Here is a 14,766-nt window from a genome sequence, read left to right as displayed (position 1 = left end):
CCCGGAACCTCTCCGGGCGGCGTTATGAAAAGAAAGTGGGGTTCAGGCCGGTGCCTGAGCGCTCTCGTAGATCAGCGTCATGTACCGGGCCGCAAAGATGTACCAGACGGGGTACAGGAAGAGCATGATCAGCCAGCCGAGGATCGGGATCATGCCCAGGATGCCAGCGATGAAACCGAAGACAACCCCGGCAACCACGAGGACGATGATGGCAATGATGTAGCTCCCCCAGCCGATCTTTCCGATGTGCTCGAGGATGGCGCCGAAGGCAAACGCCTGGCCCATGCTGTCCTTCTTTGCGAACCTGATGATACCGATCGCCGAGATCAGCGATATGAGGATCCCGACGACAAGCACGAGCAGGAGGCCGATGCCCAGCGACCCGAGGGCGAGCATGGGATCTCCGCCGTTGGCTGCCATGAACGCCGGTACCATGAAGATAGCCATGATGATGAAGAGCGGGATGGCGTAGATGATGCCGATGATGAGGAGTTTCAGGCCGTCGACGAACATGCCCACCCAGTTCCCCGGCTCGGGAGCCGGCTTCACACCGCTGTAAATCCGGACCATATATCCCATGATGAGCGGGAATATGATCGTGCTGATGGCGAGCAGGATCCACTGGACCCACTTGCCCCAGACTGCGTCTTTTGCATAGCTGAACGAATCGCTCAGCATGTTTCCATAATCCATAGGTGTCTCACCCACGATTTACTGTGAGATAAGATGGTATAAAAGAGTTGCCATAATTGCTCAATCTACAGCCTCCTTTTGCTGAAACTGAGCGATCATTTCGATACGAATGAAGTAATTCCGACTGAGAACGGTTTCCCGATCCGGGGCAGCGCGGTACCGGCAGGCACCGGGGTATCTCCTCACCCAGGCGCCGGAGCGCTCTCGTAGGCCGCGGCGAGATAGCGGGCGCGGAAGATGTCGGACGGCACACGAAAAGAAGAGGGGTCTGCATACCGGCCCCTCCCGCCGGAAACGGGAGCCCGACCGCCAGATATTTTGAAGGTACTTATAGATGTCAGGAGAAAAAATAGGACTACATAAATATGGATACGCTCAATTCTGGAATTACGAGGGACGCTATGGCAAATTACTGTCAGGAGTGTGGAAAAGAGTTGATCAGTCCGAATGCTGAGATCTGTCCTAATTGTGGAGTCCGACTTAAAGAAATAGTAATTAACAGAAGAAGTCCGGTCATTGCTGTGGTATTGTCCTTCTTCATCTGGGGATTGGGTCAGGTGTATAACGGACAGTTTGGCAAAGGCATAGCATACTTTGTCGTCGGCGTACTCTGTGTGGCATCTCTGATGATATTGATCGGCTTTCTGTTGGTTCCGCTCTGGTGGCTTATCGGAATGGTCGATGCATACGTCTCTGCCAAACGGATTAATGCCGGCGAGGATGCATCCAAATTCATTAACGTCTAACTATTTTCATGTAAACGCCAAATGGCGTAGTCCTCCTGCCGAAGGGGCATCTCCTCCTGTCAAAGGAATACTGATGGTCGCTTCAAAAAAAAAGCGTGAGACCTTACCCCCGTGCCGGAACACTTTCATAAGCCACCGCGAGGTAACGGGCGCGGAAGATGCCGTAGACGACCCCGATGAAGAGGTTGGCGATCCACCCGAGGACAGGCAGCGAGGTGATGAGGGCGGTCGCGGCCGTATACACGAGGCCGATGAGGATGAGGATGACGACCGCGGCGATCCAGGCGCCCCACCCGATCCAGCTGATCTGCGAGAGGATCGCCCCGATGTTGAACGCCTGGAGGAGGCTTCCCGTGTGGGCGAACCGCACGACCGCGAGGAGGGAGACGAACGATATGACGATCCAGACGAGGGCGGCAATCGCGATCCCGGTGACGGCGGCGGCGACGGCCGAGGCCCATACGTCCGGGTTGTCGAGCCCTCTCGCCGCTACGGCGGAGAGAACCGCAACCCCGCCGAAGACGGCCAGGGCCACGATGACCGGGATCAGGTAGATAAGATTGATGATGTTCAACTTCCACCCGTCGAGAAAGAGCCTGCCCCAGTCGTCGACCTCGGGAGCGGGCCGCCGGCCGGCGAGCACCCGGACGATGTAGCCGTTGTAGAGTGGGACCAAAAAGAGCGTGAACGTCTGGACGAGCGAGAGGAGGACGAGGAGGAGCCACCGCCCCCATTCGCCCCAGAGGGCCTCTTTCGTGTAGCCGAATGCTCTTGAGATGAGATTGCCGTAGTCCATACCACACCACCTTCGGCCGTGGAGGGGCGGTGGGCCGTATAAACGTTTTGAACAGTCACGTTTTTGAGCCGGTTTGCCGTTCCGATACCCTGCCCGCACCCAGACCAGGGCCCGATAAAGCCCCGAATGGTCAAAGATCCCGTCTCAGGTAGACCATATCGACGAGCCGTTCGCCGCAGTCGAAGATAGGATGGTCGTAATGGTCGATAAAGAAGTTCTCGACGCGATGGGAGACGGTAAACCCGCACCGCTCGTAGAACCGGAGGATGCGGGGGGAATCGCCCGTGCCGACGAGCATCGTGCGGCACCTGCCCCGGTAGTGGTCGAGGATGTACTCGATCAGCCGCCTGCCGTAGCCCCGGCCCCGGAACTCCTCGTACGTGGCTATGTTCTTCAGTTCGTAGACGCCGTCGCCTTCGCACGTCACCACGCAGACACTCACCGGATCCCGGTCATAGAGAACAAACATATCCCCGCGGTCGAGGTAGACATCGATCATCGACTCCTGCTCGTCGCCTTCGAGCAGAAGGTCAAGGAACCGTCTCTTATCTTCCCGGAGCAGTTCGATCTTCATGATGAGTCCGGCCGGAATGCGGAAAAAAAGAGTTTCAGTGCCGGAAGTGCCGCACCCCGGTGAAGATCATCGCGATGTTGAGCCGGTTCGCCGCCTCGATGACCTCCTGATCCCGGATTGAGCCGCCCGGCTGGACGAGCGCCGTCGCGCCCGCCGCCGCCGCAACCTCCATCGTGTCGGGGAACGGCAGGAAGGCGTCCGACGCGACCGCCGACCCGGCAAGGGGTTTCCTGGCCTTCCTGACCGCGATCTCCGCCGACTCGACCCGGTTCATCTGCCCGGCGCCGATCCCGATGACCTCCGTTTCGTTCGCAAAGATGATGGCGTTGCTCTTCGTGTGCCGGCAGACCTTCATGGCAAGCTGCATCGCCCGCATCTCGTGGGCGGTGGGCTCCCGCTCGCTCACGACCTGCCAGTCCTCGCGGAACGGCTCCGTCCGCTGGACCAGGACGCCGCCGTCGATGCTCCGGACCGCGTCCTGCACCACCGGTTCGGGCAGCCGGAGCACCCGCATGTTCTCCTTCGCCTTCATGATCTCAAGCGCCTCCGGCGTGTAGGACGGAGCGACGACGACCTCGACGAATGTCCCGACGAGTTCGCGGGCGACGTCCGCTCCCACCTCGCGGTTCATCGCGACGATCGACCCGTAGGCCGAGACCGGATCGACCTCCCGGGCGGCGATGTAGGTATCGAGGAGGTTCTCGCCGGTCGCCACGCCGCAGGGGTTGTTGTGCTTCACGATGACCACGGCGCATTCCTCGAACTCGCGGAGCAGGCCGACCGCGGCGTCGACGTCGAGGTAGTTGTTGTAGGACATCTGTTTGCCCTGGAGCGGCTCTTCTCCCGCGATGCCCGCATCGCCGTAGACCGCGGCCGCCTGGTGGGGGTTCTCGCCGTAGCGGAGCGTCCTGCCGTTCCTGAACTGGAGGGTGAGGACGTCGGGGAACGGCCGGTCGATGCCGGTGAGGTAGTTCGCGATCGCGGCATCGTAGGCGGCTGTCCGTGCAAACGCCTTCGCAGCGAGGTTCAGACGTTCTTCGGGGGAGAACCCGCCCCGCCGGACGGCGTCCGCGACCATCCCGTAGTCGCCGGGGTCCATGACGACCGCGACGTACTTATGGTTCTTCGCCGCCGCCCGCACCATCGCCGGACCCCCTATATCGATGTACTCGATGATCTCATCGATGCCGAGCCCCGCATCCCTCATCGCCTCGAAGGGGTAGAGGTTCACCACCACGAGGTCGATCGGCTCGATCCCGTGCTCCTGCATCACGGCGTCGTCGATCCCCCGGCGGCCGAGGATGCCCCCGTGGATCTTCGGGTGGAGGGTCTTGACCCGACCGTGCATCATCTCGGGAGAGCCTGTGTATGTCGAGACGTCGGTGAACGGAATCCCCGCCTCCGCGAGCGCGGCCCCGGTGCCGCCGGAGCTCAGGAGCCCGTAATCGTGCTCGACAAGCACCTTTGCGAGATCGACGATGCCTGCCTTGTCCCAGACAGACAGCAGTGCCCACTTCATGGATACACATACGAGGGGTAGAGAGATATATCTGGCGCTGCCTGCAGAACCGGCCGCGTTTCCCCCGGCGGAAAGACGGCAGGCCCGCTCACGGGGTGCGTCTGCATGACGTGAGCGGAGAACGTCGCACCTCGCGCGAATCCGGATACCGGAGGGATAATTCCGCCGAATGAATCTCCAATCGAAAATCCGGCATCTTACCGGAGGCGGATAGCTGCAGGTTCAGTTAAGATTATATAGAACCACATTGCAATAAATAATCGAACAACTCCATTACATCGTTTTAAAGCAGGTTAGGCGTATGAAGGGGAATACATCCGAACCAAACGAGAAGCACCAGAATCTCGCAAACGAGGCGGATGCAGCATCTCCGGCGCTTGAAGAGCTGCAGAAGGCATATGACGACCTGAACAGTCGTTATCTGCGTCTTGCAGCAGATTTCGACAACTACCGCAAAAGGATGGCCCGGGAACTCGACGCCCGTACGACGTTCGCCATCGAGAACTTCGCGGTGGAGTTGCTCGAGGTCGTGGACAACTTCGAGCGGGCTGAGAAAGCCGAGGGTGCAGGCCTCACGGAAGGGGTGGAACAGATCAGGAAACTCTTCATGACCATCCTCGAGCGGCACGGTATTGCGCCCATCGAATGCCGGAACCTTCCTTTCGACCCCGAACGGCACGAGGCGATCGCCTACGTTCCTTCGGATGCGAAGGAGGGCACCGTGATCGACGAGGCCGTCCGTGGATACTGTATGCAGGATAAGATCATCAGATGCGCAAAAGTCGTCGTATCTAAAGGAAAGGAGGAATAACAGAATGGTTTCGGAAAAAGTTCTGGGTATCGATCTTGGAACAACCAACTCGTGCATGGCAATCATGGAAGGCGGGCGGGCAACGGTCATCGCCAACGCCGAGGGCGGCAGGACCACTCCGTCGGTCGTAGCGTTCTCCAAGGAGGGCGAGCGGCTGGTCGGCAACGTCGCGAAACGGCAGGCGATCACGAACCCGAACCGCACCATCCAGTCGATCAAGCGGAAGATGGGCACGAACGAGAAGGTCACCATCGGGGACAAGTCGTACACCCCGCAGGAGATCTCCGCGATGATCCTCCAGAAGATGAAACTGGACGCGGAGGAGTACCTCGGCGAGAAGATCGCGAAAGCCGTCATCACGGTGCCGGCCTACTTCAACGACGCCCAGCGGCAGGCAACGAAGGACGCAGGGACGATCGCCGGCCTCGAGGTGCTCCGGATCATCAACGAACCGACCGCGAGCGCGCTCGCCTACGGCATCGACAAGGAAGGCGACTCCACGGTGCTCGTCTACGATCTCGGCGGCGGCACGTTCGATGTCTCGATCCTCCAGCTCGGCGACGGCGTCTTCGAGGTCAAGGCGACCGCAGGCAACAACCGCCTCGGCGGCGACGACTTCGATAAGAGGGTCGTCGACTACCTGGTCGAGGAGTTCAGGAAGAAGGAGGGCGTCAACCTCCAGAACGACCCGGTCGCGATGCAGCGGCTGCGCGACGCAGCCGAGAACGCGAAGATCGAACTCTCCACCGTCCAGAAGACCAACATCAACCTTCCCTACATCACCACGACGGAGAGCGGGCCCAAGTTCCTCGACACCGATCTCTCCCGGGCGAAGTTTGAGAGCCTGATCGCCGACCTCGTCGACTCGACCCTCGGGCCGGTGAAGCAGGCGCTCTCCGACGCCAAACTGAGCGCCGACGATATCGACCACGTTCTCCTCGTCGGCGGGTCGACCCGTGTCCCGCTCGTGCAGGAGACCATAAAGAAGGTTCTCAAGAAGGAGCCCGACAAAGGCATCAACCCCGACGAGTGCGTAGCCCTCGGCGCCGCCATCCAGGCAGGGGTGCTGACCGGCGAGACGAAGGACGTCCTGCTCCTCGACGTGACCCCGCTCTCGCTCGGCATCGAGACGCTCGGCGGCATCGCGACGAAGCTTATCGAGCGCAACACCACCATCCCGACGCGGAAGAGCCAGATCTTCTCGACCGCCGCCGACGGCCAGACCTCGGTCGAGATCCACGTGATGCAGGGCGAGCGGGCGCTCGCAAAGGACAACTTCACGCTCGGGCGGTTCCAGCTCACGGGCATCCCGCCCGCACCCCGGGGCATCCCGCAGATCGAGGTCACGTTCGATATCGACGCAAACGGCATCGTCCACGTCTCGGCGAAAGACCTCGGCACGGGGAACGAGCAGTCGATCACCATCAAGCCGCAGGACTCCCGCCCGTCCGAAGCCGAGATCCAGCGGATGATGGACGACGCAAAGAAGTTCGAGGAGGAGGACCAGAAGAATCGCGAGGAGATCGAACTCAGGAACACCGCCGACACCGCGATCTTCACCGCCGAGCGGGCGATGAAGGACGCAGGCGAGTCGGTCGAGGCCGCGGACAAGGAGAAGATCGAGAGCGCGATCGCCGACCTCAAGAAGGCGCTCGAGGGCGACGACCTCGAGGCGATCAAGCAGAAGATGGATGCCCTGACCGAAGCGGTATATGCGCTGACGACGAAGATGTACCAGCAGGCACAGGCGGCCGCCCAGCAGCAGAAGGCGGAAGAGACCGCAAAGAAGGGCGATAACGTCGTCGATGCCGATTACGAAGTCAAAGAGTGAGGTCGATGGGTCCGGACAGCTACTATGATATCCTCGGTGTCTCGCAGAGCGCCAATGACGCGGAGATCAAGAAAGCCTACCGGAGCCTGGCCCGAAAATACCACCCCGACGTCTGCAAGGAGGAGGGGGCCGAGGAGAAGTTCAAGAAGATCAACGAGGCCTACAGCGTCCTCTCGGATACGCAGAAACGCGCCCAGTACGACAATATGGGGCACGAGGCGTACAGCAGCGCGTCGAAGGGCTCGTACGCCGGCGGCGGATACTCGGGCGGCTTCAGCGCCGACTTCTCCGGGTTCGGGGATATCTTCGAGACTTTCTTCGGCGGCGGGGGCAGGCAGCGTGCCGGCCCGCGCCCCGGTGCCGACCTCCTGATGAAGATGCGCATCACGCTCGAGGAGGCGGCGCTCGGGACGGAGAAGGAGGTCGGCGTCGACCACGTCGAACCCTGTCCGGAGTGCGACGGCTCGGGGAGCGAGACGAAGAAGACCACCACCTGCCCGACCTGTGGCGGCAGCGGCCAGATGCGGCAGATGAGCCAGTCCATCTTCGGGAACTTCGTCCGGATGACGCCCTGCACCGCCTGCGGCGGCCGGGGGAGGGTCCCCGAGACCCGGTGCAAGGCCTGCGGCGGAACGGGGCACCGGCGTGCCCGGCAGACGGTGAAGGTCAGGATCCCGCCGGGCGTGGATACGGGGATGCGCCTCCGGATGGAGGGCTACGGCGACGCCGGGGATTACGGTGCGCCGCCGGGAGACCTCTATATCGAGATCAGCGTCGCGCCGCACCGGTCGTTCACCCGGCGGGGCGACGACCTGGAGACGGCGGTCGATGTCACCCCGGCCCAGGCGGTGCTGGGCTCCGAGGTCGAGGTGCAGACGATCGACGGGCGCACGGTCGTCCTCAATGTCCCGCCGGGCGTGCAGCACAATACCGGGCTGAAGATCCCGGGCGAGGGCGTCCGGTGGCAGACGAAGCCCGGCGACATGCTGGTGCGGGTGCGGATCGTCGTGCCCGACCGCCTGACGGAGGAGGAGCGCGAACTCTATCTGCGCCTGCTCGAGATCGAGGGGCACAAACCCTCCGCGAAGGGCGCGAAGAAGGGCAAGGGCTTCTTCCAGGACGTCGTCGACAAGATGAAAGAGTCGGTGAAGTGAGAGGGAGTCCCTCACTTCGTCGATCTGGCTTCTGAACTCTTTTGGTGTGAGCCCCGGCCGGGATCTGAACCCGGGCCGTCGTTCCTGCACTCCGGGCGGCTGCTCGATCGGACATCAGACTTTTTTCTTCAGTTCAGCGAACTGCCGGACGAGCCTGGCGTTTTCCTCCCGGATCCTGCTGTTTCCGTCGGAAAATTTCTGCCCGACCGCATCTGCGATTCGCCCGTGCTGCTCTCTGTAGATGGTATACAGCGTCTCGATGATCGGGGCATAATCTCCGTCATCTGCCTTCACGAACGCGTTCAGGTAGGCCGACCGGTGTTCCAATCCCAGGTAGAGCGTTGGATAACCGGATCGTTCCAGGACTAAATTTATCAACGCCCGTCCAACCCTTCCGTTTCCATCGATGAACGGATGGATCATCTCAAATTTTGTGTGGAGTACTACGGCGAGTTCGAACGGATTCAGGTGCCGTTTATTCTGCCGGTACCACCCGATGAGAGCACCCATCTCCTCAGGGACGAGGATCGCGGGAGGTGGTTCATAGTCCACCCGCTCGATGCCTACCTGGATGTTCCGATAGTCTCCCGGGTCCCGGAGGACCTCATTCATCAGTATCTCGTGGATCTTCCTGATGAGCTTCTCAGTTATATCCCCGGAATACCCTTCGAGGTATCTTCGGAGGTTGATGAAATTGAGGATCTCGTACACCTCATCCATCTTCTTTCCGGCCGGAGAGATGTTATGTTCCAGGAGTTCCTGCGCTTCCCGGAGACTGATGGTATTCCCCTCGATCGCCGTCGTGCCCTGAACATATCTGAGATACATTGCATCCACATAACGCTCGCTCTCATCGGGGTAGAGTTCCTTGAAAAGTCCGTAGAAGTAATGAAGAGTTTCGAGATCGACGGCCCGGGTTCTGTCGAGGGCCGTGAAGGAGTAATGCTCCAGCCGGTAATCGAGGTATGTTGTTAACCTGAGAGTATGGAGAACGGAGAGTTTTGATAAAACGTCCTCTCGGGCTACCGTTTCGAGCCTTCCGATGTATATCTGAAGCGGCAGCGATTTTGAGTTAACTTTAACTTTATCTCTGATGTAGAGGTATTTATTGCCCTTGATTGTCTTTACCGTCAGTTCCGGCATGGCTTTGTTGATCTCAGTCTTGAGAGAAGAAAAGGTTACTGCAGGGTTAACCAGGTTGCGCTGTAATCGCCTTCATTGAAAGCGGGGATTAATCATCAGAGCGTTGACGGTCTTATCAAGCATTAAAGGCTGAAAACGCTTATGCTGAGGACGCTGAAAGTTACCTTGCGGCAGAGGAGCGGAAGCGTAAAGGCATGGCAAAAATCGTTAAGGTGTAATTAGAAGTTAAGGAGTATGACATGGAAGAAACAACAATCCACGAAATTGATTTTGCCCTCATCAATGAATTTTTTACAGAGCTTGAACGGCAGGGACCCGGCAGCCCCGAAGAAACCATCAGGGCATTGGGTTTTATCGGAAACCTTTCAAACAAAACAAAAATTGCCGATTTAGGCTGCGGCACAGGCTTTCAAACAATGGTTCTGGCACAAAATACAGAAGCAGCCATCACCGCCCTCGACCTTTACGCCGGCTCGATTGATAAACTCAACGCAACAGCCGCCAAACTCGGTTTGCAGGACAGGGTGAAAGGAATTGTCGGGTCGATGGATAATCTGCCGTTTCAGGACGACGAATTTGATCTGATATGGTCTGAGGGGGCTATCGCCAATATCGGTTTTGAACGGGGCTTGAATCACTGGAGACGCTTCCTCAAAAAAGATGGGTATGTCGCCGTAACGTACGAGTCATGGTATACCGATGAACGCCCCGCCGAGATTGAGAAGTGGTGGTTGGACGCGGTTCCTGAAATCAGCACGATAGCGCATAACATCTCCATCATGCAAAAAGCAGGTTATGTTCCTGTTGCCGCATTTACGCTGCCTGAACGGTGCTGGATAGACAATTATTTCGTTCCGCAGAAAGCACGGCAAGAGGAATTCTTGAAGAAATATGCGGGAAATAAAACCGTTGAGGATATGATTGCATTCATGAGGCGCGAAGCAGATCTGTATTCAAAATACAAACGGTATTACGGATATGTTTTTTATATCGGGAAGAAGATATGACCACATTTCCGTGATCCCGAGAATTCGCCGGATCTCAAGTCCCGGAAAACCGGATCTGCAAGACTCTCGACCCTGATAGCGTCCGGCCGCTCGAAGCACGGCGGTATGGTTGCGCGGGTGCGGATCGTCGTGCCCGACCGCCTGGAGGGGGAGGATCCCGAACCCTCCGCGAAGAAGGGTAAGGGCTTCTTCCGGGGCGGCGGCGACAAGATGAAAGCGTCGGTGGAGGAGGGGGAGCCTCTCACTTTGGCGGTTTGGCTTTTTTATAGTGGTCTGATGTGACCCGGGTTGGTGGGCAGGCTATGATTCGAGCGTCGGAAGCGCGAATACTGACGTCCAAGAGGGGTTACCCGCACCAACCCATGCACGGATTCCCACTGGATATCGCCGCGCACTGCCCGCCCCCTCCGGGGGCGGGAGGAGCGCGAAGCGCGGGCGGTGGGGGGGCGAAGGGAACAGTCTCTTAGTCAGATCCAGAATCCACTAGGTTGACCTCGGAGACAGGGGAGGGGCTGCCCGTAGCCCCCACCCCGCCCGGCCTCCGGCCTCCTCATTCGCACCTAACGGTGCTCATGCTCCGGCCCTACGGCCCGTCGCACCCCACACCTCGGGGCGGGGGCAGTGCGTGGCGATATCCCTCGAAATCCGTGCCAGGGGATTAAACCTCATGGCCTGAACTCACGCACAGCGAGGCTTCATATTGCGCCCAACTGCAACCGCAACAGTCGGGCCATCCTGACCAGTCTTTCGGCTACCGATGTTAAGACCTCTGCTTCCCCCATCCCCCCGTTTTATCCCCCTCCCGGCCCAATACCATAGGAATGAAGCTGCTCTTCGAACTCTCCGGCGAGCATCCCGACCTTCCCGTCGCGGAACTGGAGTGCGTGGGAACCGTCCTCGACCGGCGGGCCCAGGTCGCGGTCGCCGAGTGCCCCGACCCCCTGGCCGCCGGGCGCCTCGCCCTGACGCATGTGGTGATGGAGTACCTCGGGGAGTGCGAACCCACAAGGGCGGCGTTTGCGGATCTCCTCCGCGACCTCGCGATCACGACCGAAAAACCGTTCGTCGGCCGGGGGAAGATGATCCAGGGGAGCAGGATGGATATCGAGCGTCTCGACCTGGAGCGGCTGATCGGAACCCTGATCGCCGGCCCGGTCTCGCTCCGCGACCCGGTCGAGGAATACCGCGCCGTCGTCTCGGAAGACCGCTGCTACTTCGGCCGCGTCATCCTCCGGATCGACCGGGGCGGGTTCGATGCCCGGAACCCCATGCGCCGGCCGTTCTTCCACCCCGGCGTGATGATGCCCCGGATGGCCCGGGCGCTCGTGAACATCTCCCTGGTCCACCCGGGGGAACGGGTCTATGATCCCTTCTGCGGCACCGGCGGGATCCTGCTCGAAGCCCGGGAGATCGGCGTCCGGATCCTCGGGAGCGACTTCGACCCCGCGATGGTCGACGGCTACCGGCAGAACCTCCCGGGGTCCGATGTGCTGATCGCCGACGCTACGGCGGTCCCGATCTGCGACGGGGCGCTTGATTCGGTCGTGACCGACCTCCCCTACGGCCAGTCGGTCAGAATCCGCGCCGAGAGCATGGACGAGCTCTACGACGGATCGCTTGCGGAGATCCGGCGCATCCTCCGGCCCGGGAGGCGCGCGGTCGTCGTCACGCACCGCGACATCACGCCGATCGCCGCCCAACACTTCACCGTCCTGCAGGAGCACGAGCAGCGGGTGCACAAGAGCCTGACCCGCCGGATCCTGGTGCTCGGCTGACGCCTTAAACGCGGAGTCAGCAGCATCGGGCACCGGCATTCGCGGCTTCGGGTTTCTCAAGCTCCGGATGTCCCATCCGTCGCTCTTCGCGTGAGACCGTATTGTTGCCCATTCCGGTCAGCTCACGCGAAGAACGACTTCCCCTTTGGGGAAGGAGTTTGAGAAGCCGTAGGTTTCGAGCCGCGAAGGACGCGAAGTGCGACTGTCGGAACGACAAGAGCATGAGCACCGAGGGTGCGAAGAACGATCGGTGGTTTGATCTCCCGGGAACTTCCTCAAGATCGTTAGCGAGGTACTGATGCCGACCCCGGTTTTATGAGGTCGCCCGCCAAGGTCTAGATGTGGGAGTAAATCTTAAGCGATACGGGCTTTATCTCATCCGGTGGCAGCTCTCGACGCCGATCCTCGCCGGCGTGCTCTACCTGCTCACGGACCTCGGGGCGCTTACCGCCACCATCATCGCGAACCTCATCGGCGGCCTCATCTTCTTCTGGGTCGACCGGTTCATCTTCACCTCCGAGACGCTCGCCGCCCAGTGGGAGGTCAGGGAAGAGGTCAAGTGCGTGGACTGCGGGAAAGTCGCCCGGGGCTACCGCCTCGTCCGGGCGAAGAACTACGACAAATCGAACGACCCTGCGCCCGAGTTCCGGTGCGAAGAGTGCTCGAAGAAGAAGTCGGAGGAACTCAAGAAGCGGGGTGTGAAGCACTGAGGAAGAGAGGCGGGTTTCCCGCCCCGTAAGGGCCCAACCGGTGGGCCTCGGGGAACCATGCTCCTTCTTTCTCATCACGCCTGCTCACCTACGGCTTTCCAGTGGATATCGCCACGCGGGGTGGGGCTGACGGGGAGGGGGGCGCGCCCCCCTCCCTTGTCCCCTCAAAGAACTTCGTTCTTCTCGTGTTCCTGCCCCCGCACCTCGCACCTCCGGTGCTCGAACTCCGTTCCCATGGAACGTCGTTCCTACCGGTGCTCCAGCTCCGTTCCTCGCACCTAACGGTGCTTACGTTCGCTATCGCTCACGCCTCGAAGACCTCCGGTCTTCTCAAACTCCAGCCCAGCGGCCCATCACATCCTACGGACAGTCGTTCTCCGGAACGTCGCACCTTCGGCCAGTCGCACTCCCCCAGAGGCGATATGCCCACGGTCCCCTGTACCAGGCTTTTTATCGCCCCGGCCAATTCTGCCAGCCGCAGTCAAACAACCTCGCTTTTCCCAGGTTCGGTTCCCGCACGACCCCATGCACACTAAAGACCCTCCTCAAACAAACCCCACCCCGACTCCCACCGCCGCCAGCATCACGCACGCCCCCACCTGAATCGCCACGTTGTCGTCGAGCGGGAAGCAGGCCTCGATGATGCCGGCGACCCCCGCCACAACCGCGGCCGCCCACCAGGGGATCAGGAAGCAGAGGGCAAGCGCGGCCGCGGCTGCCCCGGCAATCGTCCCCTCGAGCGATTTCTTCCCGACGAGGGTATGTCGCCCGAAGCGCAGCCCGATGAGCGTTGAAACGCTGTCGAGCACTCCGACCGTGACGAGGCCGACCGCAGTGTACCCCCTCCCGAAGACCGCGAGGCAGAAGAGTGCTCCGGCGGCGTAGGCGATCCCGCCCTTGAGCGGCACCTTCCCGGTACGCTCCGACTCGTCCATCACCCGCGAGAGAACCGGGACGTCGTAACCGCGGGTGAAGGCGTCGCAGAGGAGGAACTGGATGACGAGAGCGGCGCTCACGAAGACGAATGCTCCCCGGTCGTCCAGGCGGAGGATCACCGCCGCGCCGAGGAGACCCATGAGCAGGTGGACAGTCTGGCGGAACGTTTCGCCCATCACACCCGGATAGCGACCGCGGAAGATAAACCTCGTGCGGGTTCCGGCAAATGCCCGGCAGCAGTCACCTTAAAATAGTCTCCTTCCATCCAACACCCCCTGAGGGAGAAGAATATGGCAGAAGTACGGAAGTACGTCAACCCGCCCGCCGCCGAAGTGATATGCGAGTTCCGGTTCCCCGAGGACACCCCCTGGGACCTGACCTACCCCGGCATGCTGTATGGTCACTTAAAAGACGCCTACCCGAAACGCGACCAGCGCTACGTGCGCGAGGTGGTGATGCTCCTCGGCCCTGAAGGACTCCGCGAAGAACTCCTGGTCGGCGAACGCTCGATCTTTCTTGCCGAGGACGAAGGCTGCGCCGTCCAGGTCGGGCCCCGCCTGCTCTCGGTGAGCTGCCAGAAACCCTACGTCCACTGGGAGGCCTTTTCGGAGCGGATTCACGGCGCGTTCGACCGGTTCCGGGAGGTCATCGGCACCGACGCCATCGGCACCATGAACCTGCGCTACGTCAACTTCATCGAGATCCCAGAGCGGGAGGTGGCGCTCTCGGACTACTTCGCCTTCTACCCCGCCCTCCCGCCGGAACTCCCGCGGGTGCCGGCGGGGTTCATCACCGGGTGCGAGTTCTCGTTCCACGACAACCGCGACAACTGCCGGGTGGAACTCACCGACGCCGTCCCCGAATCGACGGAGCACAACGCGTTCCTCTTAAACATCGACTACTACCTGACGGAAGGCCAGAACATTCCGCCGGACGGGGTTGCCGACTGGCTCGAGATCGCCCATACCCACGTGCGGGAGATCTTCGAGGCCTGCATCAAGGAGACTCTTCGCGACCTCTTCACCGTCCGGGAGGAGGCGACGGCGACCGCAGCGGCACGGTGATATCCCG

Annotated in this window: 15 protein-coding genes; 9 read left to right on the top strand and 6 right to left on the bottom strand. The window is 60.7% G+C overall.

From position 1 onward, the window contains the following. Positions 1 to 42: 42 nt before the first annotated feature. Complete coding sequence (locus MchiMG62_RS06155) at positions 43 to 708, bottom strand: DUF4013 domain-containing protein (protein ID WP_342367226.1); 666 nt, start codon at positions 706 to 708, stop codon at positions 43 to 45. 350 nt (positions 709 to 1,058) lie between these two features. Here MchiMG62_RS06155 and MchiMG62_RS06150 point away from each other — a divergent pair, with 350 nt between their 5' ends. Continuing rightward, on the top strand, positions 1,059 to 1,439 hold the full coding sequence (locus MchiMG62_RS06150; RefSeq protein ID WP_221058405.1) for a zinc ribbon domain-containing protein: 381 nt from the start codon (positions 1,059 to 1,061) through the stop codon (positions 1,437 to 1,439). A gap of 103 nt (positions 1,440 to 1,542) precedes the next feature. On the opposite strand, the gene MchiMG62_RS06145 is transcribed toward MchiMG62_RS06150, so the two are convergent. The 3 genes from MchiMG62_RS06145 to purH form a co-directional block, all read right to left on the bottom strand. Further along, complete coding sequence (locus MchiMG62_RS06145; RefSeq protein WP_221058403.1) at positions 1,543 to 2,235, bottom strand: DUF4013 domain-containing protein; 693 nt, start codon at positions 2,233 to 2,235, stop codon at positions 1,543 to 1,545. Positions 2,236 to 2,365: 130 nt separating this feature from the next. Beyond that, positions 2,366 to 2,809, bottom strand: a complete 444-nt coding sequence (locus MchiMG62_RS06140) for a GNAT family N-acetyltransferase (protein WP_244987824.1) — start codon at positions 2,807 to 2,809, stop codon at positions 2,366 to 2,368. Positions 2,810 to 2,843: 34 nt separating this feature from the next. Beyond that, positions 2,844 to 4,328 carry a bifunctional phosphoribosylaminoimidazolecarboxamide formyltransferase/IMP cyclohydrolase gene (purH, locus tag MchiMG62_RS06135; protein WP_221058401.1) on the bottom strand — a complete coding sequence of 495 codons (1,485 nt, stop codon included), beginning with the start codon at positions 4,326 to 4,328 and terminating at the stop codon, positions 2,844 to 2,846. A 301-nt stretch (positions 4,329 to 4,629) separates the two neighbouring features. On the opposite strand from purH, the gene MchiMG62_RS06130 reads away from it, so the two are divergent. Genes MchiMG62_RS06130 through dnaJ form a run of 3 tightly spaced genes read left to right on the top strand, consistent with a single transcriptional unit; the run spans position 4,630 to position 8,124 of the window. Continuing rightward, positions 4,630 to 5,139 (top strand): nucleotide exchange factor GrpE, encoded by a 510-nt coding sequence (locus MchiMG62_RS06130; protein ID WP_221058400.1) that lies wholly within the window; start codon positions 4,630 to 4,632, stop codon positions 5,137 to 5,139. Between the two features lie 4 nt (positions 5,140 to 5,143). Next, on the top strand, positions 5,144 to 6,970 hold the full coding sequence (gene dnaK / locus MchiMG62_RS06125) for a molecular chaperone DnaK (protein ID WP_221058399.1): 1,827 nt from the start codon (positions 5,144 to 5,146) through the stop codon (positions 6,968 to 6,970). Between the two features lie 5 nt (positions 6,971 to 6,975). Next, positions 6,976 to 8,124: a molecular chaperone DnaJ gene (gene dnaJ / locus MchiMG62_RS06120; RefSeq protein ID WP_221058398.1), complete on the top strand. Its 1,149-nt coding sequence runs from the start codon at positions 6,976 to 6,978 to the stop codon at positions 8,122 to 8,124. A 114-nt stretch (positions 8,125 to 8,238) separates the two neighbouring features. Here dnaJ and MchiMG62_RS06115 read toward each other — a convergent pair whose 3' ends face one another. Continuing rightward, positions 8,239 to 9,267 carry a Fic family protein gene (locus MchiMG62_RS06115; protein ID WP_221058397.1) on the bottom strand — a complete coding sequence of 343 codons (1,029 nt, stop codon included), beginning with the start codon at positions 9,265 to 9,267 and terminating at the stop codon, positions 8,239 to 8,241. A gap of 239 nt (positions 9,268 to 9,506) precedes the next feature. Here MchiMG62_RS06115 and MchiMG62_RS06110 point away from each other — a divergent pair, with 239 nt between their 5' ends. The 4 genes from MchiMG62_RS06110 (at position 9,507) to MchiMG62_RS06095 (ending at position 12,759) form a co-directional block, all read left to right on the top strand. After that, complete coding sequence (locus MchiMG62_RS06110) at positions 9,507 to 10,274, top strand: class I SAM-dependent methyltransferase (RefSeq protein ID WP_221058396.1); 768 nt, start codon at positions 9,507 to 9,509, stop codon at positions 10,272 to 10,274. A gap of 105 nt (positions 10,275 to 10,379) precedes the next feature. Then, complete coding sequence (locus MchiMG62_RS06105) at positions 10,380 to 10,556, top strand: hypothetical protein (RefSeq protein WP_221058395.1); 177 nt, start codon at positions 10,380 to 10,382, stop codon at positions 10,554 to 10,556. Positions 10,557 to 11,095: 539 nt separating this feature from the next. Next, positions 11,096 to 12,049, top strand: a complete 954-nt coding sequence (locus MchiMG62_RS06100) for a methyltransferase domain-containing protein (RefSeq protein WP_221058394.1) — start codon at positions 11,096 to 11,098, stop codon at positions 12,047 to 12,049. A 341-nt stretch (positions 12,050 to 12,390) separates the two neighbouring features. Then, the gene (locus MchiMG62_RS06095) at positions 12,391 to 12,759 is read left to right on the top strand and encodes a hypothetical protein (RefSeq protein ID WP_221058393.1); all 369 of its coding nucleotides are present in this window, start codon (positions 12,391 to 12,393) and stop codon (positions 12,757 to 12,759) included. 545 nt (positions 12,760 to 13,304) lie between these two features. Here the strand turns inward: MchiMG62_RS06095 and MchiMG62_RS06090 are convergent. Further along, the gene (locus MchiMG62_RS06090) at positions 13,305 to 13,871 is read right to left on the bottom strand and encodes a diacylglycerol/polyprenol kinase family protein (RefSeq protein WP_221058392.1); all 567 of its coding nucleotides are present in this window, start codon (positions 13,869 to 13,871) and stop codon (positions 13,305 to 13,307) included. Between the two features lie 114 nt (positions 13,872 to 13,985). On the opposite strand from MchiMG62_RS06090, the gene MchiMG62_RS06085 reads away from it, so the two are divergent. Then, entirely contained in the window at positions 13,986 to 14,759 is a 774-nt protein-coding gene (locus MchiMG62_RS06085; protein WP_221058390.1) for a TIGR04255 family protein, read from the top strand. Positions 14,760 to 14,766 lie beyond the last annotated feature (7 nt).

The sequence above is a fragment of the Methanoculleus chikugoensis genome (genome assembly GCF_019669965.1).
GTDB classification, from domain to species: domain Archaea; phylum Halobacteriota; class Methanomicrobia; order Methanomicrobiales; family Methanoculleaceae; genus Methanoculleus; species Methanoculleus chikugoensis.
This window is presented reverse-complemented; position numbering and strand designations above follow the sequence as displayed.